The sequence below is a fragment of the Pseudomonas kurunegalensis genome, assembly GCF_030291635.1.
Lineage (GTDB): Bacteria > Pseudomonadota > Gammaproteobacteria > Pseudomonadales > Pseudomonadaceae > Aquipseudomonas > Aquipseudomonas monteilii.
Map to the genome: position 1 here is coordinate 2,600,194 of NZ_CP127871.1, position 24,600 is coordinate 2,624,793.

Sequence of the window (24,600 nt, forward strand, 5' to 3'; positions counted from 1 at the left end):
GCTACCCGACCAACAGCGCGCTTCCCTGCATGGCCGCGCTCACGGATAATCCCCTCATTCCAATAAATAGCCTGTGAGTGGGTATGAGTGATTCCGTAGTTGGCCTCGGCCAGCCTGAAACCGAAGGGGGGCGCAGAACGCGCAAGAACAACCCCGAGAAAACGCGCGAGGATATCCTCCAGGCGGCCATCAACGAGTTCGTCCAGCAAGGGCTGGCCGGCGCCCGCGTCGACGCCATCGCCGAACGCACTGCCACCTCCAAGCGCATGATCTACTACTACTTCGGCAGCAAGGAGCAGTTGTACTGCGAGTGCCTGATCAAGCTGTATGGCGACATCCGCAAGACCGAGCAAAGCCTGGACCTGGAGTCGCTGCCGGCCGAGCAGGCGATTCGTCGTCTGGTGGAGTTCACCTTCGATCACCACGACCGCAACGTCGATTTCGTGCGCATCATCTGCACTGAAAACATCCACTATGGCGAGTACGTCAAGCAGTCGCCGGCCATTCGTGAAATGAGCAGCCTGGTGCTCGAAGCGTTGGGTAACACCCTGCGCCGTGGTGTGCAGGAAGGGGTTTTCCGTGGCGGCATCGAAGTGATCGACCTGCACATGCTGATGAGCTCGTTCTGCTTCTACCGGGTGTCGAACCGCCATACCTTTGGCGAGATCTTCCAGATCGACCTGTTAGATGACGAGATCAAGCTGCGCCACAAAGCCATGATCTGCGACGCGGTGCTGCGTTACATACGCGCCTGAACGGCGCTCACTCGCCCAACCGCTGTTCCCGCGAGGGCGGGTAGCCGAAGTAAGCCGCATAGCACTTGCTGAAATGCGACACCGAAACAAACCCGCAGGCCACTGCCACTTCCATCACCGACAGGTCGGAGTACTGCAGCAGGCGGCGGCTTTTGGTGATGCGCAGCTCCATGTAGTAACGCCGCGGCGATGTGCCCAGCTGGGCCTGGAACAGCCGGTCGATCTGGCGCCGCGAGCGCCCGCTGTAGGCGGCCAGCTGGTCGAGGCTGAGGGTTTCCTCCAGGTTGTTTTCCATCAGTTCGACGATGGTGCGCAGGTGCAGGCTCATGGACTTCTTCGCCCCCGGCCCAACCTGACGGTAACGCGCACCGGAGAATGACAGGATTTCCTCCACGCCTTCGGCCAGACCATCGCCATACAGCCGGCGCACCAGGCCCAGCATCAGCTCCATGGCGCCATTGGGGCTGGCGGCGCTGAGGCGGTCGCGGTCGAGGGTAAAGCTGGCCGGGGTGATGCGCGTTTGCGGGCTGCGTTCAGACAGGCTGGCGCGCTGTTCGGGGTGGATGCTGCAACCGTAGTCGTCCAGCACCCCGGCGCGGCCAAGGAACCAGGCGCCGTTCCACAGGCCGCCCAGGGCCATGCCGTGGGCCGCGCAGTCGTCCAGCAGGCGGTCGAGTTCCGGGTACTTCAGGGGCGTGCGCAGGCCGCCGCAGATCACCAGCAAGTCCAGCTCCTTCAGCGCCTCGGCGGACAGCTCGGTGGCCACCAGCTCCAGCCCCAGGTCGCTGAGCACCCGGTCGCCATCCATCGACAGCGGGGTGAACCGGAAGCTGTCCGCGCGCAGCAGGTTGGCGGTGACCAGCACATCCATGGCGACGGTAAAGCTGGCCATCGAGAAATGTTCAAGCAGGACGAAGTCGACCCTGTACGGGGCCTGGGCGTTGGCGCTGGTGGATTTCAGCCGCAGCATGTTGCTGGTACTGGTCTTCTTGCTGAACTGACGTGGCGTGGGCACTCTGGTCTCCGCTTCCTGGCTGGCCCGCAGAGTGTGGCGGCTGGCTGGGGGAAAGACAATCTCCCGGGTGGGTGTGTCGTATTTCAGGTCGTGTTCAGGCAACCTGCCTGGCTTGGCCCTTCGCCGCCATGCCGCCCCCTGTTACCGAGGACACCCTTGATGAAGTACGCCATTGCCCTGTTGTGCAGCCTGTTGCCGTTGCTGGCCAATGCCCTGGAGCCGGGCGACAAGCTGGCACCGTTCACGCTGCTTGACCAGTATGACCAGGCCTACAGCCTTGATGCTGGCACGCAGATCCTGCTGGTGGCGCGCGACATGGACGGCGCAAAGATGGTAAAGGCTGCGCTGGCCGAGCAGCCCAAGGGCTACCTCGAGGCGCGTCATGCCGTGTTTGTTGCCGACATCCAGCGTATGCCGGCGATCATCAGCAAGCTGTTCGCCATTCCCGCCATGCGCGGATACAACTACCGCGTGCTGCTTGACCGTGAGGGGCGCGTAGCCAGTCGCTATTCCGGGCAGGATGGCCAGGTACAGTGGTTGCAGCTGGAGCAGGGGACGCTGGTGGGCCAGCGGGCGTTTACCGATGCGACGGCGCTGAAGTCGGCGCTGGAAAAAGCACCGCACTGAATGGGCTGGCCTGGCGCCAGACAAAACAATCTGAACCCTCGGCGCTTGCTGAAACCCAACCCATTACATGCCAAATGGGAGAGCGCTCATGGAAATCGGAACGATCTGGATCATCATCGCGGCCTTCGTCATCCTGCTGGAGGTCTGGGCGATCTGGCACATCATTGGCAGTGATCGGCGCGCCGAACGCAAGATGCTGTGGGTCGTCTTCGTGGTGTACGCGCCATTCCCCGGGTTGTTGTTCTGGGCATGGCGCGGGCCCAGGGCGGTGAAGGGCAGGGCGGTACTGCAGGAAAAGTGACGGTGGCCGGCATCAGGCGCGGGGGCGCCTGATGCCTGCGAGGCTCATTTGGGCAGGATGTCGAAGCGTATGGCGGGGCCTAGCCCGTCTACCATCAGGGAGCCGTAGAACTTCACGCTAGACAGCACACGCAGTTGCGCGAGCGCTTTGTGAATATACTCGTGAATCAGTTTCTCAGCCTCGCGCTTGCGCTCTGCGAGGGTGGAACCTTTGAGTTCGACCGTCCCAAGCAAGGTGGTTTCAATGTGTTCAACGGTGCCCAGACCGAGATTTTCCCGCAGATGCACCCGTGCCTGGGCGGCATCGGCGTCATCGCGTGCGGTGTGCGGCTTGATGGTATAGGCCAGCTGGAAATCAAAATTACTCATGCGCTTTTCCTTGTTGGATACAGGCCTCCGTGCCGGGTCTGGCAATCTAGCGCGTGACGAGCGCCGCGCAAACAGACGCGTGGTTCACATCAGTTCGACTTCTGTGCGAAACGTCCTACGCTGCGCTTGACCTCGAGTTAACTTAAGGTCCGATACTCCGCCACTCTTCCATCCGATCGAGGGCATGTCGTGACCCATCCAGCCGTATTCCAGCTGAGCAACCCTGAGGGCCTTTACGATCCCAGTGGCAATGCCTATTCCCACGTCGCCGAGGTACGCGCCGACAGCCGGCTGTTGTTCATCGCAGGCCAAGGCGCAGAGGACAGCGATGGCCAGCTGTCGCCCCTCTTTGCCGAACAGGCCCGCCAGGCGCTGGCCAACCTCGAGCTGGCGTTGGCATCCAAAGGCGCCAGCCTGGCCCAGGTGTTCAAGCTGACCTTGCTGATTGTCGAACATTCCGAAGCGCGTCTGCGCCAATGGGTAGCGGAGGCGGACAGGGCATGGGGACCGCATATGAAACCGACCTGCACCCTGATTCCGGTGCCCCGGCTGGCGCTGGACGGCATGCTGGTGGAAATCGAGGCAGTGGCAGCACTGCAATGACGCGCTAGCAGTCGCTGCTGTTGGGGGAAAATGGATCAGCGAATCGAGCATTTGCGCAAACAAATGCTCGAACTTGCGTACCTAGGCCGATGGATAATCTTTTGGCTGGGCTACACTGATCACTCTATTATTTTTCCAGCTCAAAATTGTCAAATGCCGACCCCATACCGCTGCAGCGCAAGTAAATCTTTAAAATCTCTGTGCCCGCGATGCCCGCAGTGTATTTGCCGGTGTAAGAGGTCTCCCGTATTTCTAACGTAAATGTATTTCCATCCCGATCTTTATACCATATCAATCCGGCGTGTATTGATGGATTTTTGTCATCGCTGCTGCAGTAGAAGGTTACTTTGGAATAGGGTTTTTTTGGGATCGCACTAATATAAAAAGGAGTCGTGTCCTGTGTGTCCATTTTTTTGGCAAGAAGATGGCGTCCTGTAATGCCATTTGCGTTTGTGTCATTCGAACTAATGCTGTCTTGGATTGAGAGATGGAAATCCGGCTGCTCAGTGGAAAGGTATTTCTTTTTAATCAATAAGGCCTGATCTTTTTTTTCGAGCTGAACAAAATGCAACTCGCCAGCTAGTATTTTGCTTTGTGGCTTGTTCGTTAGTTCTAGGTCTTCAAAGTCCACCCTTCCGATTTTATCAGTCATGATGCATCCTCATTCGAGATACTTGGTGTTCGGAGTCGTGTTGTATGCCATTCAATGGGCAACCCTGTTCGGGGGTTACTGGTCCAAGTTAGTGGCTCAAGGAATTCACGACAACTGACAAAATTAACAGTTTCAACGAGCGATCACTTGCCTCAAGCTGCTGTATTTATATCGAAGGCGTCGACGGCGGCGCTTTCCACGGGCTACCCGGAGGAAGTATCTTGTCTGTCGGCACTGGTCGTGACTACATTGCCGCTATAACAACAAGCTCCCCTCAGAGGTGACCACACCATGAGCACCGGCAGCACCGCGTTTACCGACCGTAAGGCCAAGGCCTGGGTCTGGCCTGCTCTCTTCAGCCTGGTGGCCTTCGCCGCCAATTCGGTGTTTTGCCGGCTGGCGCTGAAGGATGGGGCTATCGACCCGGCTTCTTTCACCGTGGTGCGCCTGGCCAGTGGTGCATTGTTCCTGCTGCTGTTGATCCGCCTGCGCAAACCCGCGCTGGCCATGGGCGGTAGCTGGCGTGGCGGCCTGGCGCTGTTCCTGTACGCATTCCTGTTCTCTGCCGCCTACCTGCAACTGGGGGCAGGAACCGGTGCGCTGCTGCTGTTCGGTGCCGTGCAAATCACCATGTTCGGCTTTGCCTGGTACAAGGGCGAACACATCACGGCGCGTATGCTGCTGGGCATGCTGATCGCGTTTGCCGGCCTGCTGGTGCTGCTGTTGCCCGGCGCCGCTGCGCCGCCGTTGGCCAGTGCCTTGCTGATGGCGTTGTCCGGCGTGGCCTGGGGTGTTTACACGCTGCTGGGCAAAGGCTCCCCCAGGCCGCTTGCCGACACCGCCGGCAATTTTACCCGCAGCCTGCCTTGCCTGGTGCTGCTAGTGCCCATGCTGGCGCTGGGTACTGGCCCGCACCTCACGCCGCTTGGCTTGTGGTATGCGCTGGGTTCAGGGGTGCTGGCTTCTGGCGCGGGTTACGCTGTGTGGTATGGCGTGGTCAGGCAGGTCAGTGCGCAACAGGCTGCAACCCTGCAACTCAGTGTGCCCGTGATTGCCGCTCTGGGCGGTGTTGCTCTGATTGGTGAGCCGTTGACGCTACGCTTGCTGATTGCGTGCGTGGTGGTGCTGGGTGGCATTGCGCTCGCACTGGCACCGCGACGTTAGCACGCGAGATGAAGAGCGGTGGGTAGGGGCCGCTCAGCTTTTGGTCGAACGGCCTGCGTCGGTGGCTTCCGTTACGACAGGCAGGTTGCCAGCGCGCTGGATGACCCGCCGTTGCTGCTCGTAGTCGTCAAGGGAAAGACCGCGACGCTGCAGTGCTTCCAGCTGCAACTGGCGAGTTTCTTCGGCTGTGTACGGGCGCAGTTCCGGGTGGCTGGCACAGCCGCTCATGATGGCGATGGCAAAAACGGCGGAGGTGGCGAAAAGCAGGCGGGCCAGGGTGTTCATCGGGGTAGCTCCAAGGGCCGGGGTCGTGGGCGGCGAGTCGATGGAGCAAGGTTATTAGGCCAAGGCGTCTGGTAGAAATTGCCCTGCTCGATAGTGACTATCGATGAACCGGGCGGGCGTTCGATGCCTGGCCAAAACCGCCGGCATGGCTACGCTTAACCCACGCGGTTAGACCTCATGGGGAAAAGCGATGCGCATGCCATTGTTTGCTTTCCTGTTGGCGTTCCTGTGCCTGCACGCCGCGCCCGGCCTGGCGTTGGCGCAAGACGTACCGGCGCCTGATCCGGCCCCGCAAAGCGAAACGGTCGCGACCAAGGACCCGGTCTTCACCCAGGAGCAACTGGACCAGATGCTGGCGCCGGTTGCTTTGTACCCCGATGCACTGCTGGCCCAGGTATTGATGGCGGCCACTTACCCGGGGCAGGTGAGTGAAGCCGTGACCTGGTCCAAGGCCAACCCCAAAGCCTCGGGTGACGATGCGGTCAAACAAGTGGCGAAGCAGCCCTGGGACCCGAGTGTGCAAGCGTTGGTGGCTTTCCCGCAGCTGCTGGCGACCCTCGGCCAGGACCCGGTGTGGGTGCAGCGCCTCGGTGATGCCTTCCTGGCGCAGCCCGACGATGTCATGGGCGCCGTGCAGCGCTTGCGCCACCAAGCGCAGGCCGCCGGCAACCTGCAAAGCAACCAGTACCAGAACGTGACCGTGCAGGCCCCCCCGTCGACACAGGCGGCCAGCAGCGCGCCGTCCACCATCGTCATCCAGCCGGCCGACCCGCAGGTGGTGTACGTGCCCAGCTACAACCCGACCACGGTGTATGGCACTTGGGCCTATCCGGCCTCGCCGCCGGTGTACTACCCACCACCGCCGATGTACTACCCCGGTTCCGCGCTGGTGGCCGGCCTGGCTTTCGGGACCGGCGTGGCGATTGTGGCTTCGCTCTGGGGCGACTGTGACTGGGGCAACAATGACATCGATATCGACGTCAACCGTTACAACAACATCAACGCCAACAACCGCATCACCAACAACCAGAACAAATGGCAGCACAACGCGGCCAACCGCGATGGCGTGCCTTACCGGGATGCCCGCAGCCGCCAGCAGTATGGCCGCCAGCTGGACGGTGCCACCCAGCGCACGGCCTTCCGTGGCGACGACGCACAGCGTGCCCAGGCGCGCGACAAGGCCAGGGCCTCGATGGACCGGGCCGGTATCGAACGGCCTGCCACCAGCAATCGCCAGGCGCGTCAGCAAATGCGCGAGGCGCAGACGGGCAACGCAGTGGGTGACCGTATGCAATCGCGTGCCGACAACCCGAGGGTCGCCGAGCGCCGGCAGGAACCCCGCACAGCCCAAGGCCGGCAAGTGGCCCAGAACCGACCCGCCAATACCGCCGGCCGGGCACGTAACAATGCGTTTGACGGCGTACGCTCGCCTTCGCGTACCAACCTGCAGGCTAACCGTGGTCGCACCAGCCAGTCCTTCGCTCAGCGCCCGAACACCTCACGTGCCGCCGGACACCCGATTTCCCGACCCAGTGCGCCCATGCGTCGCGGCGGAGGTGGCCGTCGATGAACCGTCCAGCATTTGCAGGGTTGCTGTTCATTGCGAGCCTGGCCTGGTCCTGCCTGGCGGCTGCTCAAGAAACCTTTCCAACGCCGGAGAAGGCTGTGGCGTCCTTCGTTACGGCACTGGGCGCGGAAAAACCGGATGAAGCCCGCCTGGCCCAATTGCTGGGCGATGACTGGCGTACCTACATACCGCGCGGCGGTGTGCAACGCAGCGACGTGGACACCTTCCTGGCGCAGTATCGGGCGCAGCACACCATCGACATGACGGGCGAGGGCAAGGCCATTCTGGCAGTGGGCAGTGATCACTGGACCTTGCCTATTCCTTTGACCAAAAGCAGCCAGGGTTGGCGGTTCGACCTCAAGGCCGGCAGCGCCGAAATCCGCGCCCGGCGCATCGGCCGCAACGAACTGGGTGTATTGCAGTCGTTGCTGGCTTATCACGATGCGCAAATGGACTACGCCACCGAGGACCACAACGGCAACGGTGCGCTGGAGTACGCGCAGAAAATCTTCAGCGAGCCCGGCAAACATGACGGGCTGTACTGGGACGAGGATGGCGACGGCGAGGTAAGCCCGTTGGGCCCGCTGTTCGGCCAGGATGTGGTCGGTGATGACTGGTACGGCTACCACTTCCGCATCCTCGATGCACAAGGCCCCTCTGCCCCTGGCGGCGCCTACAGCTACCTGATAGGCAACCAGATGAGCCGTGGTTTCGCCATGGTCGCCTGGCCGGCCAGGTACGACGATACCGGGGTGATGAGCTTCATGATCAGCCATGACGGCCAGGTGTTCGAAAAAGACCTTGGGCCACAGGGCGACAGGCTGGCCAAGGTGATGAAGCGCTTCGACCCGGATGACAGTTGGCAGGTGGTGGACGTGGCGGCCGAAGACTGATCCCGGTCGCGCAGTGACCGCCGCTTGCACCGTTCAGTGCGTACGCGCAGCCCTGACCTCCCGTGCCGTGCACCCATATTGCTGGCGAAACGCGCGGGTGAACTGCGCCTGGTCGGCAAAGCCCCAGCGAAAGGCCAGTTCGCCAATGGCCAGGTGGCAATTCGGGTCGCGCAGTTGACGGTGCACAGCCTCCAGGCGTTGCAGGCGCACCCACTCGCCAAGGGTATAGGGCGTGATCGCGAACAGCTTGTGCAGGTAACGCAACGACAGCCCGCAGGCGCTGGCGATGGTTTGTGGCGTGAGTTCGGGGTCGCCCAGATGGTGCAGCACGTATTGCTCCACCCGTGTCAGGTGCAGGGTGCTGAGGTTGCTGCCTTCACTGCCCAGTACACGTTCGTCCTGTTGCAAGGCCAGCAACAGGGTGGCCGAGGCCTGTTCCAGTAGCAGATGCCGGGCAGCCACAGGGCTGGCATCGAAATGGCGGGCGCACAGGTCCAGCTGTTCGACGAAGATGCGCCCCAGGCCCTGGCTGGCATCGAAGCAATGCCGGGTATAGCGTTTGTGCCCCAGCAAGTTGGCCTTGAGTGCCTGCTCAGGCAGTTTGAGCACCCACAGGTCGTTCTGTGTGCCGTAATGGAAGCGGTAGGGGGCGTCGCCGCGCTCGACGATGAAACCACCCGGGCGACAACTGATCGGGTGACCGTCCTGTTCGAAGTGCACCTCGCTGCTGTGCGGCACGGTCACCAGGTAGAACGCTTCATGGTCCTGGCCGATGTGCGCCTTGCTGCGCGAGTAGCCCAACGGGCTGGAGCGCAGGCGCGACAGGCTGAGCGGCGTGCTGGGCGTGCTCCAGCGCTGCAGGTGGCCATTGAACGGCTGTTCGGCGGCAAATTGCAGGCTCAATGGGAAATAGGTGTCATTGATGGCTTCGGCCCAGCGCGCCTGGCGCTCCGGCTGAGCCCAGCCGTGGGTCGAGAGTTCTGTGGGCATGGTGGGTCCTTTTTCAAAGAGGGCAGCATTGAAAAAAGGAACTGCAGGCAAGCTACTCAAGCAGCTCTTGTTATTGTGCAAACCGCCCGGCAGCGCAAGGCTGCCGGGCGGCTTTCAGGCCCATGATCGGCGCACGCCGACCGTTTGATCAAGCCCCGCGTGTCACCCGGTAAGTGGCCGAGGGCTCCAGGCGCGCCTGCCAGCCCGGCGGCAAGACGATGTTGGTGGTGTCTTCCTCGATCACGCAGGGGCCCAGCACGGTCTGCCCCGGTAACAGGCGATTGCCGTTGAACACGGGCGTGGGTTGCCACGCGCCGTCGGCGCTGAACAGCATCGGCCGGACGCTTTCCGGGGTGGCTGCCGGCGGTTCGGCCGGGCCCTGCAACTCAGGTTGCGGTGGGCGCGGCAGGTGGCCGATCACCGAGCACTCCAGGTTCACCAGTTCCACCGGGCTGTCGGGTTCGCTGTACGAGTACAGGGTCTGGTGGCGGCTGTGGAAGCGGCTGATCAGCGCGGCCAGGCCTGCTTCATCCAGGGCATGCTGCGCCAGCTCCACGCTGCATTCATGAATCTGCCCCTGGTAGCGCATTTCCAGGGTGTAGTGGCAACTGCTGGCCTGGTCGCCAAAGCCGTCTTCGCGCAAGTTGGCCAGGCCTTGCTGGCGCAGTTCGGCCAGGGCCTGGTTGAGCTGCTCCAGGTTCACGTGCCCGGCGTCCAGTCGCATCGACAGGCTGGTGAGCTGGTCGTAACGTACATCGGACAGGATCTGGCCGAACGCACACAAGCCCGAGGCCACCTTGGGGATGAGCACGGTCTGCATGCCGATTTCCTCGGCCAGGCGCACCACGTGCATGCCCGCCGCACCGCCTGCGCCAATCAGGGCGAAGTCGCGCGGGTCGTGGCCGCGTTCGATGGACACGCGGCGAATACCGTTGACCATGTTCAGGTTGACCAATGTGGTGATGCCGAACGCCGCGCGCTCCACGCTGATGCCCAGTGGCTCGGCGATCTTGCTGCGGATGGCATCCAGCGCGGCCTGGCGGTTCAGGCGGATGCTGCCGCCCAACAATGCACCATCCGGGAGGTAGCCCAGCGCCAGGTTGGCGTCGGTTACCGTGGGCTCACTGCCGCCTTTGCCGTAGCACACGGGCCCCGGCATGGCACCGGCGCTGCGCGGGCCGACCTGCAGCATGCCGAACTCGTCCAGGTGGGCGATGGAGCCGCCGCCAGCACCCAGCGTCTCTACCTGGATCATCGGCACGCCAATGCGCTGGCGCAGGAAGTCCACATCCTTGCTGAAGTTGGTGCGCCCGGCGTTGGTCAGGGTGATGTCGAACGAGGTGCCCCCCATGTCCACGGTAATGACGTTGTCGATACCGAATGGCCGTGCCACCGCCAGCCCGGCCTGGGGCGCCGAGGCGGGGCCGGAGTTGATGGCATTGACCGCGCGCTCACGCATCAGGTGCCCCGGCGCCAGGCCACCGTTGGACTGGAAGTAACGCACCGGTTGTTGCACGCCAAGCTCGTGGAACAGGCTGTCGATGCGTGCCACATAGCGCGCCATCACCGGGCTGAGGTAGGCGTTGACCACCGTGGTGGAGGTGCGGGTGTACTCGCGAATCTGCGGAAACACCTCGCAGCCCGTGCAGACGAATACCCCGGGCAGGGCTGCCCGCACCAGCTCGGCGGCACGCTGCTCATGGCTGGGGTTGCGCACCGACCACAGGAAGGAAATGGCCACGGCCTCTACGCCTTCGGCGCGGAAGTAGTCGATGGCGGCGTGGATGGCGCGTTCGTCCAGTGGGCTGTGCTCACGGCCATCGCCGAGGATGCGGCCACCAATCGGGCGGCGCAGGTGGCGGGGGGCGAGCATGTGCGCCGGCGGGTAGTGGGCGTCGTAGCGGTGGCCTTCTTCCTTGTGGCCCAGGCGGATTTCCAGGCTGTCTTCGTGGCCCTCGGTGCACAGCAGGCCCACCTTGACCCCGGTACGCTCGATCAGTGCGTTGAGGGCTACGGTGGTGCCGTTGATGCACAGGTCACAGTTGGCGATCAGCTCGGCCGGGCTGCGGCCGGTGGCGTCGGCGATCTGCGCCAGGCCGGCACGAATGGCCAGGGTGCCGTCCTGCGGCGTGGACGGGGCCTTGAACAGCTGCACGCCGCCGTCGCGGTCGGCCAGGATGAAATCGGTGAAGGTGCCGCCGGCGTCGATGCCCAGGCGATATTGGTTGCGCATGATGGGTCTCCGGTCAGTGCGGGGCGCGGGCAAGGCGGGTTGCGGGTTCATCCAGCTGGCCATCGGCATCGACGACCACGCCGTATTCCAGGGCTGCGCCCTGGGGCGAGACCAGGCCATTGCGCAGGTCTTGCAGGACGGCGGCAATCGGCCGGCGCAGCGGGTCGCCGTAGCCACCGCCACCGGGGTTGATGTTGATGATTCGCTCACCGGGCTGCAGGGTGAGCATGGGGTTTTGCGTGTAGTGGTCTTCACTGCCATCGGCGTGGCGGTGGATCAGCCGGCCCAGCTTGGGCTCCAGCAGCGCATTGCGTGCCCCGGCGGCACCGGCGGTGGGCAGTTGCCGGCCTTCGCCGAAGCCGACCACGGTCATGGCGTGGTCCAGCGGCTCGATCTCCAGCCGGGTGCCCGAACCACCGCGAAACTCGCCAGCGCCGCCACTGTCGGCCATCAGGCTGTAGCGGTGGATGAGCACCGGGTAGGCATGTTCCAGCAGCTCGATGTCACCGCTCATCAGCGCGCCAAAGCAGCACAGCGGGCCGCACGCGTGCCAGCCATCCATCACCTTGTTGGCACCGGCACCGGCAATGATCGAGGCCAGCACCATGGTCACGTACTCGCTGTTGCCGTTGCGCGGGTCATGGCCGGCGATGTTGATACCGCTGGTATGCCCCCAGGAGGCCGTCACCCGTTGTGGCGAGGCTTGCTCCAGCGCAGTACGCACGGCATCGGCCAGGGTTTCCATCGGCGTGGTGGTGCAGTTGACGTGGGGCGCCGGTTCTTCGGCGTTGCACAGGGTACCCTTGGGCCCGACATCGACCGTGACGCAGCGGTACAGGCCTTCGTTGTAGGGCGGCGCCACCTGGGCGAACATCATCAGCCCCAGGTACACGCCCGACACCGAGTTGCCCTCGTAGGAGTTGATGAAGTAGGGCACTTGTGGCGGGCTGTCGATGCGCACATGGGCCTGGTCACCGCGAATCTGCACATGGGCGGTGATGGCCAGCTCGCCCAGGCCGTGGCCGGCATCTTCGAGCACGGCGGTGCCGCTGTAATCACCGTCCGGCACGTCGCGCAACAGCGCGCGCATGTGCCGGTCGGCCATGTTCTTCAGCTCGGCAATGCAGGCACGCACCTGGGCCACGCCGTACTTGTCGAGCAGCTCCAGCAAGTGCCGCTCGCCCACTTTGCAGGCGCCGTACTGGGCATTGAGGTCGCCTTCCTGGTAGGGGCGTGCGCGCATGTTGGTGAGCATGAAGTTGATCACGTCTTCGCGGCGTTTGCCTTTTTCCCACAGCTTGACGGGTGGAATGCGCAGGCCCTCGGCGTAGATTTCCTTGGCGTCGGGGTTGTAGCCGGCGGGCACCGGGCCGCCGATGTCGGTCAGGTGGCCCTTGCACACGGTCCAGAACACCAGCTCGCCCTGGTAGTACACCGGTTTGTACATGCAGCAGTCGAGAATATGGCTGCCCTTGTAGGCCGGGTCATTGTGGTAGATCACATCGCCTTCGGCGATGTCGTCGCCAAAGAATTCGGCCACGCACTTCATGGCCGGGATCAGCGAGCCCAGGTGAATGGGGATGTCCTGGCCCTGCAGGATCATTTCCGGCAGGTGGTCGAACAGCGAGTTGGAGTAGTCGTGGGCCAGGTTGAATACACTGGACCGGCCGGTCTTTTCCAGGGTCAGGGTCATTTCGCGTTGCGCTGTTTCCAGCGCACCCCGGACAACCGCAAGGGTGATCGGATCTACTGTCTGCATAGGTCACCAACGTTTGTTCTTGTGCTTTGGGTGCGTGCCGCAGCGGGGCGGCGCGTGGTGACAGGCTACGGGGGAGGGTGGGGGGAAGGCTTGTCGCTGGGTGTACTGGATCTTGCGTTTTGGTGCACAAGGGGCGCGAAAGAGAGCTACTGCCCCCTGGCATTTTTGACAGTTGCTCAAACTGCCCTGGCACGAAAGCATTAGAACCTCACAGACTGGAGCCAGCGCATGAGCAACTCGAAGAACACCACGCGCTTTTTCTTACAGCGGGATAGGGTGCACACAGCGTTGACGGGCAACGCTGCCGTGATTTGCATGAGAGCGCAATCAGGTGTTTTGGCAGAAACCAGGCTAGCGGAAGAAACAACCCGGTCGGCATTACTGGCTGCAGACAGCGGGGATTCGGTGCTGCGGGTCAAATCTCAGGCGTTACCTGAGTCGGTTGCCTACAGTGCATATGGCTTACATAGCCCAAATGATATTCCTGCTCAGCGCCCTGCATTCAATGGGCACTTGTTAGTGAGTGATCTGTATCTGCTGGGGAATGGCTATCGTGGTTATAACCCTGTATTGATGCGCTTCCATAGCCCGGACAGCCTCAGCCCATTTGCTGCGGGTGGTTTGAACTGTTATGCCTATTGTGCGGGTGATCCGATTAATTTTGGCGATCCAAGCGGGCATATGCTTAAGAGAAATATATCACCGATTAATAGTCCCGTAACTCGAAGGCGGGAAGTGAGTCCTATGCGCGTCTCTTCTAAATCTCACAAAGAACTGTGGGATCTTATAGATTCCCAAGGATGGAATATCGAGAGCGCAGCTCCACCGCAAACGCCTCAATACGCAGAGTTAAGCTCTCTGCAGAATATTGCGGAGGCATCTCAGGTAGCTGCGCGCAGCAGTCAAATTATTGCCAATGCCCACTTGTCAAAAACACCATCTTTAGCACCAAGCCAAAATGGGTCGTCAGGTTTACGTGATAGCTACGTCGGCTTTCGGAAGGCTATCAAACCCTCAGAAATTAAACGCCTTCATGAGTGGAATACTGTAGATTACCGGCCGAAAAACGAATGGACCTTGGAGCAAGGTCAGCTTGTGAATAAAACAATAATCAATGCTATGGGCTCTGGTGATAACCCGATGGAGAAAGTCCGAGGCCTGTATATATGTGTTACAAATGCGGAGATTTTAAGTGCGGTTAACTCTGTAAGATTTCAATTGCGAAAGATGCGAAGCGGAAATTAACGGGCATTCGGTGCATGGCCAGTCATTGAATTGGCTGCTGTCAAGCAGGGCTAGGCTACCTCAACATTTGCCTTACCAGCCATTGCCCTGCCGGCCCCAACGCCCGCCGGCTAGACCAGGCCACATCCATATCGACACGGCGTGGGTAACCCGCTATCTGCAACTCCACCAACTCAGTGCCAAACCTTGCCACCAGTGCTCTGGGCAGCTCGGCCCAGCCAAACCCGCGCACGGCGAACTCCAGCAACGTGAGGTAATCCGGTGCCGACCAAGCCTGACCACGGCCGTGATGCAGGCTGGGGGCGTAGGTCTTGATGTACAGCTGCCGCGCGTTTTCGAGGTGTTGCGTTTGCACCTTCCCAAGGCCCGCCAGCGGGTGCCCGCTGGCCACGTACACACCAAACTCCGCCTGTTCGGGCAAGCGGGCAACGGCCACGTCGGCGGGATAGCTGGGTTGCGTGGCAAGAATGCCGACATGGGCCAGACCCTGCTGGATCATTTCGATCACATCAGCGTCTTCCGAAGGGCCGCAGCGCAATTCGGTATGCGGGTAGTGCTCGGCGAAACGGGCCATTACCGCGCCCTGGAAGGTGACGCTGTAGCTGTCCGACATCACCACCGACACCAGCGGCTCCACGTTTTCCGCCAGCCGCACCGCCAAGGCATCGAGCTGGGCGCTGGCATCAAGAATGGCCTCCACATGGCTCAGCACCTGTCGGCCCGCCTCATTCAGCGTGGGGTGGCGGCCACCCCGGTCGAACAGCGGGCAGCCGATATCCGCCTCGAAATTGGCAATGGCAATGCTGACGGTGGACTGGCTTTTGCGCAGCTTGCGCGCTGCCGCGGAAAACGAACCGAGCGATGCGGCTTCGACAAAGGCAACCAGAGCTTCGGGTGAGTAGCGCATGGTATTGATAAAACCGATGGTAGCTATGTCGCGAGTATCAGTTTTGCCAAAGAAAATGGAAAGCACGACTTACGCAATGGATGGATTTTGCAATGAAAAACGTGTCTTTCACCGAACGCCTGGTTCACGCCGTGGGTTACGAAGTGTTCGCGGTGTTGTTGTGCGCGCCGTTGTTGTCCTGGGTAATGGGCAAGTCGCTGGCGACGGCGGGGGCCTTGGCGGTCACCCTGTCGGTGATCGCCATGCTGTGGAACATGGTCTACAACGCGCTGGTCGATCGCTGGGTACAAACCGAGCGTATCCACTGGAAGGCCAGTGCGCGTTTTGTACACGGTTTGGGCTTTGAGGCCGGGCTGGTGGTGTGGTGCCTGCCGGTAGCCGCGTGGATGCTGGATATCTCGCTGCTGCAGGCGTTCATGGTGGAACTGGGCTTCTTCGTGATCATCCTGCCCTACACCGTGCTCTACAACTGGGCCTTCGACAAAGCCCGGCATTTGCTGATGCAGCGGCGCCTTGCATGAGTTACCCGTGCGAGCGTTGGCCAAAAAAAACGGGGCATGCCATTGCTGGCATGCCCCGTTTTTCATACCGTTTAAGCGCCTCAGGCGACTTTGACGATCCAGCCTGCCGGTGCTTCAACGTCACCGCTCTGGATGCCGGTCAGCTCGTTGTAGAGCTTCTGGGTAACCGGGCCAACCTTTTCCAGGTCGTGGAACACGTGCAGCTTGCCGTTGTACTCGATACCGCCGATCGGGGTGATCACCGCTGCGGTGCCGCAAGCGCCGGCTTCAATGAAGCGGTCCAGCTTGTTGATTTCGACATCACCTTCGATCACGGTCAGGCCCAGGCGCGATTGTGCCAGTTCCATCAGCGACAGGCGGGTGATGCCTGGCAGCACCGAGGCCGATTTCGGGGTCACGAACTCGTTGTTGGCGGTGATGCCGAAGAAGTTGGCCGAACCGACTTCTTCGATCTTGGTGTGGGTCAGTGGGTCGAGGTAGATGGCGTCGGCGAAGTTGGCCTTCTTGGCTTCAGCACCTGGCTGCAGGCTGGCGGCGTAGTTGCCACCGACCTTGGCCGCACCGGTGCCTTGTGGGGCGGCACGGTCGAAGCTGGAGATCTGGAAGTTGTGCGGTTTCATGCCGCCCTTGAAGTACGAGCCAACCGGGATGGCGAATACCGAGAAGATGAACTCGGGGGCGGTGCGCACGCCAATGTTGTCACCGGTGCCGATCACGAACGGGCGCAGGTAGAGGGCGCCTTTGCCGTGCGGTGGCACGAACTTTTCGTTGGCCTTGACCACTTGCTTGCACGCTTCGATGAACACATCGGTCGGCACCTGCGGCATCAGCAGGCGGGCGCAGCTACGCTGCATGCGGGCGGCGTTCTGGTCCGGGCGGAACAGGTTGATCGAGCCGTCCTTGCAACGGTAGGCCTTCAGGCCTTCGAAGCACTGCTGGCCGTAGTGCAGGGCAGTGGAGCCCTCACTGATGTGCAGTACGTTGTCTTCGGTCAGGGTGCCTTTGTCCCACTCGCCATTGCGCCATACGGACAGGTAGCGTTTGTCGGTCTTGATGTAGTCGAAACCCAGCTTGTCCCAATTAATGCTTTCGTTGCTCATGACACCCTCATTGTCTTGCAAGTGCCCGATCGCTCGGGCTGCTGTTATATGCGCACCACGCCACCATAATACATCCGTGGCGGATCGGGAACGGCCAGTCACGAATTGATAGCCTGCGATGCATTTTTTTCGGTATCTACAACTGCAGGTACTCATCCAGTGCCAGGTTTTGCAGCAGTACTGCATCATGGGATGCCACCATGAGCGCCCCGCCAAACTGCCCCAGCATACGCTCCAGTGCCGCCAGTGACGGCAGGTCCAGGTGGTTGCCGGGCTCGTCCAGCAGTAACAGGTCGAGCGGGCGTTCGCGGTACAGCACGGCGGCCAGTGCCGCCTTCATCCGTTCTCCGCCGCTGAGCAGGCTGCTGGGCAGTTCGATACGGGCTGCATCCAGCCCGAGCTGCGCCAGGCGGCTGCGTAATTCGCCCTGGGCCATTGCCGGGTTGGCCTTGCCCAGGTGGTCGAGCACACTGCTGTGGCCGCATAGCGTGCTGCAATGCTGGTCGAGCAGGGCCGTCTCGCCCGTGAGGCGCACGTTGTCAGGCGATGCCGGTAATTCCCCGTTCAGCAGCCTGAGCAGGGTGGACTTGCCGCTGCCATTGGCCCCGACCAAACCCACCCGCTGGCCCAGGCACACGCGCAGGTCGAGCGGTTTGCGGGTGCCACGGGGCAGGCGAAGCGCCTGGAGGGCCAGCACTTCGCGGCCTGCATGGCGCTGAGGTGTGGGGGCATGCAAGGTAATGGCGGTGTCCTGCTCGACCTTGCGGGCGGCATCGCGCACTTGGTCATGCAAGGCCTGCCGGGCTTCGCCGTGGTCGCGGCGCTGCTTGCCCGCCGTGACCTGGCTGCGCTCCTGCTGGCGATCGACCAGGATTTTGGCCTGATTGGCGTGCCTGGCCTGGCGCCCGGCCCGGGCCTGATGGCGCTCCAGGTCTTCGCGCTGGCGTTGCAGTTCACGGGCCTGGCGTTGCTGTGCCTGCTTCAACCGGGCGAGTTGCTGCTGGGCCTGGGTTGTCTGGCTGGCCTTTTGTTCTGTATAGAAGCTGTAATTGCCGCCATAGGCCTGCAACCCCAGGCTGGACAGCTCGACGATACGCACCATGTGCCCCAGCAGGCTGCGGTCGTGGCTGATCACCAGCAGGCCCCGGTCCCAGGCTTCGATCATGCCCAGCAGCTGAGCGCGGGCTTCGCTGTCCAGGTGATTGCTGGGTTCGTCGAGAATCAGGTAGTCGGCATTGCTCAGCCACGCGCCAATCAGCGCGACGCGCATGGCCTGGCCACCGCTCAGGCTGTTGGCGGGCTGACGCCAGTCGAGTTGGCCCAGACCGTGGCGCTGCAGGTGCGCCTGCAATTGCTCGCGGATATCCCAGCGCTCGCCTACGGTGTCGAAATCCTGGGGGGTGATGCTGCCTTGCTCGATACGCGCCAGCGCTGCGATCAGCGTGCCGGCCTGGGCCAGGTCGGCAACCGTGGCGCTCTGCTCGATCACCTGCTGGTTCAGCAGGTGAATACGGCCAAGGCGTCGACAATGGCCGCTGCTCGGTTCGCGCTGGCCGGCCAGAATTTGCCCGAGCAAACTCTTGCCCACACCATTGCGCCCGACCAGGCCAGTGCGGCGGTGGTCAAAGGTTTCGTTAAGGTCGGTAAACAGCTGCCTGCCATCCGGCAAGGTCAGAGAGACGCTGTCCAGCGTCAGGATTGACGTGTTCGTCATGCACAACTCCACAAATGCCGCGACATCTCCGGAGCGAACCGGAGGCTGAAGACTGGCCGTCGAAGGGGACGGCGGCATTAGTGGCGCATTGGACGAACACCTCGTGATGGGGTGAATGGGGATCCTAATGGAATGGCGGGGGCGGGTAAACCACTGCGCGTTGTAATTTTATGAGGGTCGAAGGCGTTCTCCACGGCATTTTTGGCGCCTGTGAGATCGAGCGCCGCGCGGGCGGCGCTCGATCTCACAGGCGCAGCAGGACTTCAGTCAATCCCTTCAAGGGTTGGCCTCGTCATCGATCTGCTGGCAAAAGCGCAGGCGGTTGCCAAACGGGTCATACACCTGCATCTGCAGGCCCCAGTCCAGGCGTTCGGCTTCGGGGCGAGCGTAGCCGTACTGTTTAGCCTGCAGTTCACGCTCCAGCGCGCGCAGGTCGTCGATGCGGGCGAACACGGTGGAGCCGGGACAGGCGTCACCGTGGTGCTCGGAAAGGTGCAAAATCAGCCCGTCGCGGTGAATTTGCACATACAGGGGCAGGTCCGGGCTGAAGCGGTGCTCCCAGTCCACGCTGAAACCGAGGAAATCAAGGTAGAACTCCTTGGCCTTGTCGACCGAGAAGATGCGCAGTACCGGTATGGCGGGGGCGAGGTGCATGGGGCGTCCTTGACCGTGGGTGAAGGCGCCACTGTAACGCAGTTGGGTGCCTTGTGGTCAGCCAGCGCTGCGCAACGGTTGACCACCCGCCAGCCACTGCGTAGCCTTGCCACTTCGAGGTTCTTCGGCCAGGCCGAAGCTAAGACGGGAACGCGGTACAAGCCGCGGCTGCCCCCGCAACTGTAAGCACCGATAACGGATCGACACAGCCACTGCGCCCGCGCGCGGGAAGGCGTCATCCCGCCACAGCCTGCTGTTTGCCAGGCCTATGGAACGGTGCGAGCCAGGAGACCTGCCTCGTCACGTTTTCGACTTTAAACCGGGCGGGGTGATCCGGTGGCGAACAAGCCCGGCCGGCCTGGCCCGTGGCTGTCGTCCTGCATGCCCGCGCCACACTGCCAAGGGCACTGCGACATGAAAACACTGGCCAAGCTCCCCGTTACCATCGTCACCGGCTTCCTCGGCTCGGGCAAGACCACCTTGCTGCGCCACATGCTCGACAACGCCCAGGGCCGTCGCATTGCGGTCATCGTCAACGAATTCGGCGAACTGGGCATCGACGGCGAAATCCTCAAGCAGTGCAGCATCGGCTGCACCGAAGAAGAAGCCAGTGGCCGCGTCTACGAGCTGGCCAACGGCTGCCTGTGCTGCACCGTGCAGGAAGAGTTCTTCCCGGTGATGCGCGAGCTGGTGGCACGCCGTGGCGACCTGGACCACATCCTGATCGAAACCAGCGGCCTGGCCCTGCCCAAACCGCTGGTGCAAGCCTTCCAGTGGCCAGAAATCCGCAATGCCTGCACCGTCGATGCGGTCATCACCGTAGTCGACAGCCCGGCCGTGGCGGCCGGTACGTTCGCTGCCTACCCGGACCAGGTCGATGCCCAGCGCAAGCTCGACCCTAACCTGGACCACGAATCGCCCCTGCACGAACTGTTCGCCGACCAGTTGGCCAGCGCCGACCTGGTGGTACTGAACAAGGCTGACCTGATCGATGCCGAAGGCCTGGCCAAGGTCCGTGCCGAAGTGGCCGAAGAGCTGCCGCCAGCCGTCAAGGTGATCGAAGCCAGCAGCGGCAAGCTGCCGCTGGACGTGCTGCTGGGCGTGGGCGCCGAGTCCGAAGTGCACATCGATGGCCGCCGTACCCACCATGACTCGCACCACGACGGTGACGACCATGATGATCATGACCACGATGCCTTCGATTCCATCTCCATCGACCTGCCGGAAGCCGACGAAAGCCTGCTGCTCGACGCCCTGACCCAGCTGGTGGTCGAGTTCGGCATCCTGCGCGCCAAAGGCTTCGCCGCTATCCCGGGCAAACCGATGCGCCTGCTGGTGCAAGGCGTGGGGACCCGTTTCGACAAGCACTTCGACCGCGCCTGGCGTGCCGACGAGCCACGCATCACCCGCCTGGTGCTGATCGGCCAGGACCTCGATGCAGCCCAACTGGAAGCGCGCCTGCGCCAGGCCCTGGGCGCCTGACCCATGCACCTGCTGCGGACCCAGCCCGGCGGCTTCGTGCCGGATGACAGCATTGCCGACCTCGGCCAGACACCCGCCGAGCTGGTGATTCTCTGCAGCGGCGATTCACACCTGGCAATGCTCGCCGATACCGCCGAGCAATTGCCAGACGACTTCCCCAGCCTGCGTCTGGCCAACCCGATGCAGGTGCAAAACCACGCGTCGGTCGACCTGTATGTCGACCAGGTGCTGCGCCATGCCAAAGTCATCCTGGTGTCGCTGCACGGCGGCGTCGGTTACTGGCGCTATGGCGTCGAGCAACTGGTCGAGCTGGCCGCCCGTGGCGTGCAGCTGATTCTGGTGCCGGGCGATGACCGCCCGGACCCGGAGCTGACCTCCCTGGGCACTGTCGGTGGCGAGCAGGCCGAACGCCTCTGGCATTACTTGCGCCAGGGCGGCAAGGCCAACGCCATCAACCTGTTCAACTGCCTGGCCAGCCAGTGGCTGGGCCGTGACTATGCCTGGGAGGAGCCGCAGCCCTTGCCGCGCACGGCGGTGTATCACCCGGCCAAGGGCAGCACCACGCTGGAAGACTGGTACCCGCATTGGCACCCCGAGCACCCGGTAGCGCCGCTGCTGTTTTATCGCTCGCACTTGCAGGCGGCCAACACCGCGTTTATCGACGTGTTCTGCCAGCGCCTGCAGGCTGCCGGGCTGAACCCGTTGCCGATCGCGGTGGCCAGCCTCAAGGAAAGCGCCTGCCTGGAGCAGGTCGAAGCCTGGCTGGACGAGGTCGGCGCCGAAGTGCTGGTCAATACCACAGGCTTTGCCCTGTCCAGCCCCGAGCGCCCCAACCTGCGCCCGTTCCGCCGCGACATCCCGGTATTGCAGGCCATTTGCGCACAGGACAACCAGCCCGGCTGGGAAGCCAGCGAGCAGGGGTTGGGTGCGCGCGACTTGGCCATGCACATTGCCTTGCCTGAGCTGGACGGGCGCATCATCACCCGGCCGGTCAGTTTCAAGGACATGGCCTGGCGCAGCGAGCGCAGCCAGTCCGATGTGGTGTGCTACCGCGCCCACCCCGAACGCATGGACTTCGTGGCCGAGCTGGCCCGCCGCTGGGTTGAGCTGGCGCGCCTGCCCAATGCGCAGAAGCGCGTGGCCCTGGTGCTGGCCAACTACCCAACCCGCGATGGCCGCATTGGCAATGGCGTCGGCCTGGACACACCTGCCGCCGCCTTGAACATTCTCAAGGCACTGCAGGCCGAAGGCTATCCGTTGGCCGAATTGCCGGGCAGCGGCACGCAATTGATCCACCAGCTGCTTGGCGGCGTGACCAATGACCTCGACCACCTCGACCTGCGCCCCTGCGCCCAGAGCCTGAGCCTGGCCGATTACCAGATTGCCTTCGAGCGCTTGCCCGAGGCCAACCGCCAGGCCGTACTTGAGCGTTGGGGACCGCCCGAGCAGGACCCGATGTACCGCAGCGGCCGGCTGATGGTGGCTGGCTTGCGCTATGGCCTGACCTTCGTCGGCATTCAGCCAGCCCGGGGCTACCAGGTAGACCCGAGCGCGGTCTACCACGACCCCGACCTGGTGCCGCCGCATGGCTACCTGGCGTTTCACTTCTGGCTACGCCATGCCTTTGCCGCCGATGCAGTGATCCACGTCGGCAAGCACGGCAACCTCGAATGGCTACCCGGCAAGGGCGTCGGCTTGTCGGCGCAGTGCTGGCCGGACGCCTTGCTCGGCCCGTTGCCGAATATTTACCCGTTCATCGTCAACGACCCCGGCGAGGGCGCCCAGGCCAAGCGCCGTACCCAGGCGGTGATCATCGACCACCTGATGCCGCCGCTGACCCGCGCCGAAACCTATGGCCCGTTGCGCCACCTGGAGCAGCTGGCCGACGAGTTCTATGAAGCGCAGATGCTCGACCCACGGCGTGCCCGCGAGTTGCAGCGCGACATCCTGGAGTTGGTCAAGGCCAACCACATCGACCGCGAGCTGCAGCTGGAAGGGCAGCTGGACGATGCCGCCATATGGCTGCCGCGCCTGGACACCTACCTGTGCGACCTGAAGGAATCGCAGATTCGCGACGGTCTGCACGTGTTCGGCCAGTCGCCCGAAGGCCGCTTGCGGCTGGATACCTTGCTGGCGCTGTTGCGGGTTGAGCGGGGCGACGGGCGCGGCGGCAATGCCAGCCTGTTGCGTGCCCTGGCCAAAGCCCTGGTGCCGGGCTTCGATCCGCTCGATTGCGAGCTTGGGCAGCCGTGGCAGGGCGCACGCCCAGCGCAATTGCAGGCCATGAGCAGCGATCCGTGGCGCACCTGTGGAGATACCCGCGAGCGCCTTGAGCTGTTGGCACTTCAAGTGATCAGCCAGGCCTTGGCCGGCACGGTACCGCTACCCGAGCAGAACGAATGGCAGCTTGTGCACGACGTGGTGCAGGCCTTGCGCGAAGCGGTAGCCCCTAGCCTGGACGCTTGCGGCGCAGCCGAAATGAATGGCCTGCTGGCAGCGCTTGCCGGGCGCTTCGTGCCCGCAGGCCCTAGCGGTGCGCCTAGCCGTGGTCGCCTCGACGTGCTGCCCACCGGCCGCAACTTCTACACCGTGGACGTGCGCAACCTGCCCACCACCACGGCCTGGCGCCTGGGCTTCGCCTCGGCCAACCTGATCCTTGAGCGGCACCTGCAGGACCACGGCGACCACCTGCGCCAGCTTGGCCTGTCGGTGTGGGGGACGGCGACCATGCGTACGGGCGGCGACGACATCGCCCAAGCCATGGCATTGATGGGCGTGCGACCGGTGTGGGCCGCTGGCAGCCAGCGTGTCGACGACTTCGAAATCCTGCCGTTGAGCCTGCTCGACCGCCCTCGGGTGGATGTGACCTTGCGCGTTTCGGGCTTTTTCCGTGATGCCTTCGGCAACCTCATCCGCCTGTTCGATGCGGCGGTGCAGGCCGTCGCTGCGCTGGATGAACCCGACGACCTCAACCCTTTGGCCGCCCGTGTACGCAGCGAGCGTGCCGCGCTGCAGGCGCAAGGCGTGGACGCCGAGCAGGCTTCGCGCCAGGCGGGCTGGCGGGTGTTCGGGGCAAAGCCTGGGGCCTACGGCGCCGGGGTGCAGAACGCCATCGACGGGCGCCTGTGGCACAGCCGCGACGACCTGGCCGAGGTGTACCTCAACCACGGCGGTTACGCTTACGGCGCCCGTGACGACGGCACCCCGGCCCGCGCCCAGTTCGCCCAGCGCCTGGCCAAGGTGCAGGCGGTGCTGCAGAACCAGGACAACCACGAGCACGACCTGCTCGACTCCAACGATTACTACCAGTTCCAGGGCGGCATGCTGGCCGCGTCGGAAACCCTGTCCGGTGCTACCGTGGCCAGCTACCACGGCGACCACAGCCAGGCCGACCGACCGCGCATCCGTACCCTCAAGGAAGAGTTGAACCGGGTTATCCGCGCCCGTGCGCTGAACCCCAAGTGGATCGATGGGGTGAAGCGCCACGGTTACAAAGGCGCCTTCGAAATGGCGGCGACGGTCGACAACCTGTTCGCCTTCGACGCCACCACGCACCTGATCGACGACCATCATTACCAGGGGCTCGCCGATGCCTACGTGCTCGACCCGGCGACCCGCGACTTCATGCGCGAGCACAACCCCGAGGCCCTGCGCGACCTGACCGAGCGCCTGTTGGAGGCCCAGCAGCGGGGCCTGTGGCAAGCGCCGGGTGAGTATCGCGAAGCCCTTGAGGAGCAACTGCTCGACGGCGAGGAACAGGCTTGA

The 24,600-nt window shown here is 63.0% G+C and carries 22 protein-coding genes and 1 riboswitch; of the genes, 11 read left to right on the forward strand and 11 right to left on the reverse strand.

All coding sequences use genetic code 11. The annotated features are described in order from the left end of the window. The first annotated feature begins 83 nt into the window (after positions 1-83). The gene (locus tag QQ992_RS11635; protein WP_019096306.1) at positions 84-755 is read left to right on the forward strand and encodes a TetR/AcrR family transcriptional regulator; all 672 of its coding nucleotides are present in this window, start codon (positions 84-86) and stop codon (positions 753-755) included. A 7-nt stretch (positions 756-762) separates the two neighbouring features. Here the strand turns inward: QQ992_RS11635 and QQ992_RS11640 are convergent, their stop codons facing one another. Continuing rightward, the gene (locus QQ992_RS11640; RefSeq protein WP_016713912.1) at positions 763-1,770 is read right to left on the reverse strand and encodes a GlxA family transcriptional regulator; all 1,008 of its coding nucleotides are present in this window, start codon (positions 1,768-1,770) and stop codon (positions 763-765) included. 159 nt (positions 1,771-1,929) lie between these two features. On the opposite strand from QQ992_RS11640, the gene QQ992_RS11645 reads away from it, so the two are divergent. Then, entirely contained in the window at positions 1,930-2,397 is a 468-nt protein-coding gene (locus tag QQ992_RS11645; RefSeq protein ID WP_286113462.1) for an FAD/FMN-containing dehydrogenase, read from the forward strand. Positions 2,398-2,485: 88 nt separating this feature from the next. After that, complete coding sequence (locus QQ992_RS11650) at positions 2,486-2,698, forward strand: PLDc N-terminal domain-containing protein (protein ID WP_105947535.1); 213 nt, start codon at positions 2,486-2,488, stop codon at positions 2,696-2,698. 44 nt (positions 2,699-2,742) lie between these two features. Here QQ992_RS11650 and QQ992_RS11655 read toward each other — a convergent pair whose 3' ends face one another. Further along, positions 2,743-3,066, reverse strand: coding sequence for a hypothetical protein (locus QQ992_RS11655; RefSeq protein ID WP_286113463.1), 324 nt, complete (start codon positions 3,064-3,066; stop codon positions 2,743-2,745). Positions 3,067-3,255: 189 nt separating this feature from the next. Between QQ992_RS11655 and QQ992_RS11660 the strand changes: the two genes are divergently transcribed. After that, on the forward strand, positions 3,256-3,669 hold the full coding sequence (locus tag QQ992_RS11660) for a RidA family protein (RefSeq protein ID WP_286113464.1): 414 nt from the start codon (positions 3,256-3,258) through the stop codon (positions 3,667-3,669). Positions 3,670-3,796: 127 nt separating this feature from the next. Here QQ992_RS11660 and QQ992_RS11665 read toward each other — a convergent pair whose 3' ends face one another. Then, positions 3,797-4,321: a hypothetical protein gene (locus QQ992_RS11665; protein WP_286113465.1), complete on the reverse strand. Its 525-nt coding sequence runs from the start codon at positions 4,319-4,321 to the stop codon at positions 3,797-3,799. Positions 4,322-4,612: 291 nt separating this feature from the next. Here QQ992_RS11665 and QQ992_RS11670 point away from each other — a divergent pair, with 291 nt between their 5' ends. Beyond that, on the forward strand, positions 4,613-5,485 hold the full coding sequence (locus QQ992_RS11670; protein WP_286113467.1) for a DMT family transporter: 873 nt from the start codon (positions 4,613-4,615) through the stop codon (positions 5,483-5,485). A gap of 33 nt (positions 5,486-5,518) precedes the next feature. Here the strand turns inward: QQ992_RS11670 and QQ992_RS11675 are convergent, their stop codons facing one another. Next, entirely contained in the window at positions 5,519-5,770 is a 252-nt protein-coding gene (locus QQ992_RS11675; protein WP_286113469.1) for a hypothetical protein, read from the reverse strand. Positions 5,771-5,960: 190 nt separating this feature from the next. On the opposite strand from QQ992_RS11675, the gene QQ992_RS11680 reads away from it, so the two are divergent. Together QQ992_RS11680 and QQ992_RS11685 are read left to right on the forward strand one after the other, a co-directional pair. Further along, positions 5,961-7,340 (forward strand): DUF3300 domain-containing protein, encoded by a 1,380-nt coding sequence (locus QQ992_RS11680; RefSeq protein ID WP_286113471.1) that lies wholly within the window; start codon positions 5,961-5,963, stop codon positions 7,338-7,340. Beyond that, on the forward strand, positions 7,337-8,230 hold the full coding sequence (locus QQ992_RS11685; protein ID WP_286113472.1) for a DUF2950 domain-containing protein: 894 nt from the start codon (positions 7,337-7,339) through the stop codon (positions 8,228-8,230). The genes QQ992_RS11680 and QQ992_RS11685 overlap by 4 nt, the downstream gene beginning before the upstream one ends. A gap of 33 nt (positions 8,231-8,263) precedes the next feature. On the opposite strand, the gene QQ992_RS11690 is transcribed toward QQ992_RS11685, so the two are convergent. From QQ992_RS11690 to capB, 3 genes are all read right to left on the reverse strand, one after another. Continuing rightward, on the reverse strand, positions 8,264-9,220 hold the full coding sequence (locus QQ992_RS11690) for an AraC-like ligand-binding domain-containing protein (protein ID WP_286113473.1): 957 nt from the start codon (positions 9,218-9,220) through the stop codon (positions 8,264-8,266). A 148-nt stretch (positions 9,221-9,368) separates the two neighbouring features. Next, complete coding sequence (gene capA, locus QQ992_RS11695) at positions 9,369-11,453, reverse strand: caprolactamase subunit alpha (RefSeq protein ID WP_286113475.1); 2,085 nt, start codon at positions 11,451-11,453, stop codon at positions 9,369-9,371. Between the two features lie 13 nt (positions 11,454-11,466). Then, a complete protein-coding gene (gene capB / locus QQ992_RS11700) occupies positions 11,467-13,146 on the reverse strand; it encodes a caprolactamase subunit beta (RefSeq protein ID WP_016713925.1) in 1,680 nt (559 codons plus the stop codon). Between the two features lie 294 nt (positions 13,147-13,440). Between capB and QQ992_RS11705 the strand changes: the two genes are divergently transcribed. Continuing rightward, entirely contained in the window at positions 13,441-14,457 is a 1,017-nt protein-coding gene (locus QQ992_RS11705) for an RHS repeat-associated core domain-containing protein (RefSeq protein ID WP_286113477.1), read from the forward strand. 55 nt (positions 14,458-14,512) lie between these two features. Here QQ992_RS11705 and QQ992_RS11710 read toward each other — a convergent pair whose 3' ends face one another. Next, positions 14,513-15,364, reverse strand: coding sequence for a LysR family transcriptional regulator (locus tag QQ992_RS11710; RefSeq protein WP_286113478.1), 852 nt, complete (start codon positions 15,362-15,364; stop codon positions 14,513-14,515). 92 nt (positions 15,365-15,456) lie between these two features. Between QQ992_RS11710 and QQ992_RS11715 the strand changes: the two genes are divergently transcribed. Then, positions 15,457-15,885: a multidrug/biocide efflux PACE transporter gene (locus QQ992_RS11715; RefSeq protein ID WP_198749826.1), complete on the forward strand. Its 429-nt coding sequence runs from the start codon at positions 15,457-15,459 to the stop codon at positions 15,883-15,885. A gap of 80 nt (positions 15,886-15,965) precedes the next feature. On the opposite strand, the gene QQ992_RS11720 is transcribed toward QQ992_RS11715, so the two are convergent. The 3 genes from QQ992_RS11720 to QQ992_RS11730 all read right to left on the reverse strand — a co-directional run bounded on the left by QQ992_RS11720 (position 15,966) and on the right by QQ992_RS11730 (position 19,353). Continuing rightward, the gene (locus QQ992_RS11720; protein ID WP_060514178.1) at positions 15,966-16,985 is read right to left on the reverse strand and encodes a branched-chain amino acid aminotransferase; all 1,020 of its coding nucleotides are present in this window, start codon (positions 16,983-16,985) and stop codon (positions 15,966-15,968) included. Positions 16,986-17,121: 136 nt separating this feature from the next. After that, a complete protein-coding gene (locus QQ992_RS11725; RefSeq protein ID WP_286113481.1) occupies positions 17,122-18,699 on the reverse strand; it encodes an ATP-binding cassette domain-containing protein in 1,578 nt (525 codons plus the stop codon). Positions 18,700-18,975: 276 nt separating this feature from the next. Further along, positions 18,976-19,353, reverse strand: a complete 378-nt coding sequence (locus QQ992_RS11730; RefSeq protein WP_286113482.1) for a glyoxalase superfamily protein — start codon at positions 19,351-19,353, stop codon at positions 18,976-18,978. A gap of 100 nt (positions 19,354-19,453) precedes the next feature. Continuing rightward, positions 19,454-19,667, forward strand: a riboswitch (cobalamin riboswitch). A 100-nt stretch (positions 19,668-19,767) separates the two neighbouring features. On the opposite strand from QQ992_RS11730, the gene cobW reads away from it, so the two are divergent. Beyond that, positions 19,768-20,835 (forward strand): cobalamin biosynthesis protein CobW, encoded by a 1,068-nt coding sequence (cobW, locus tag QQ992_RS11735; RefSeq protein ID WP_119369748.1) that lies wholly within the window; start codon positions 19,768-19,770, stop codon positions 20,833-20,835. Positions 20,836-20,838: 3 nt separating this feature from the next. Next, positions 20,839-24,600: a cobaltochelatase subunit CobN gene (gene cobN / locus QQ992_RS11740; protein ID WP_286113483.1), complete on the forward strand. Its 3,762-nt coding sequence runs from the start codon at positions 20,839-20,841 to the stop codon at positions 24,598-24,600.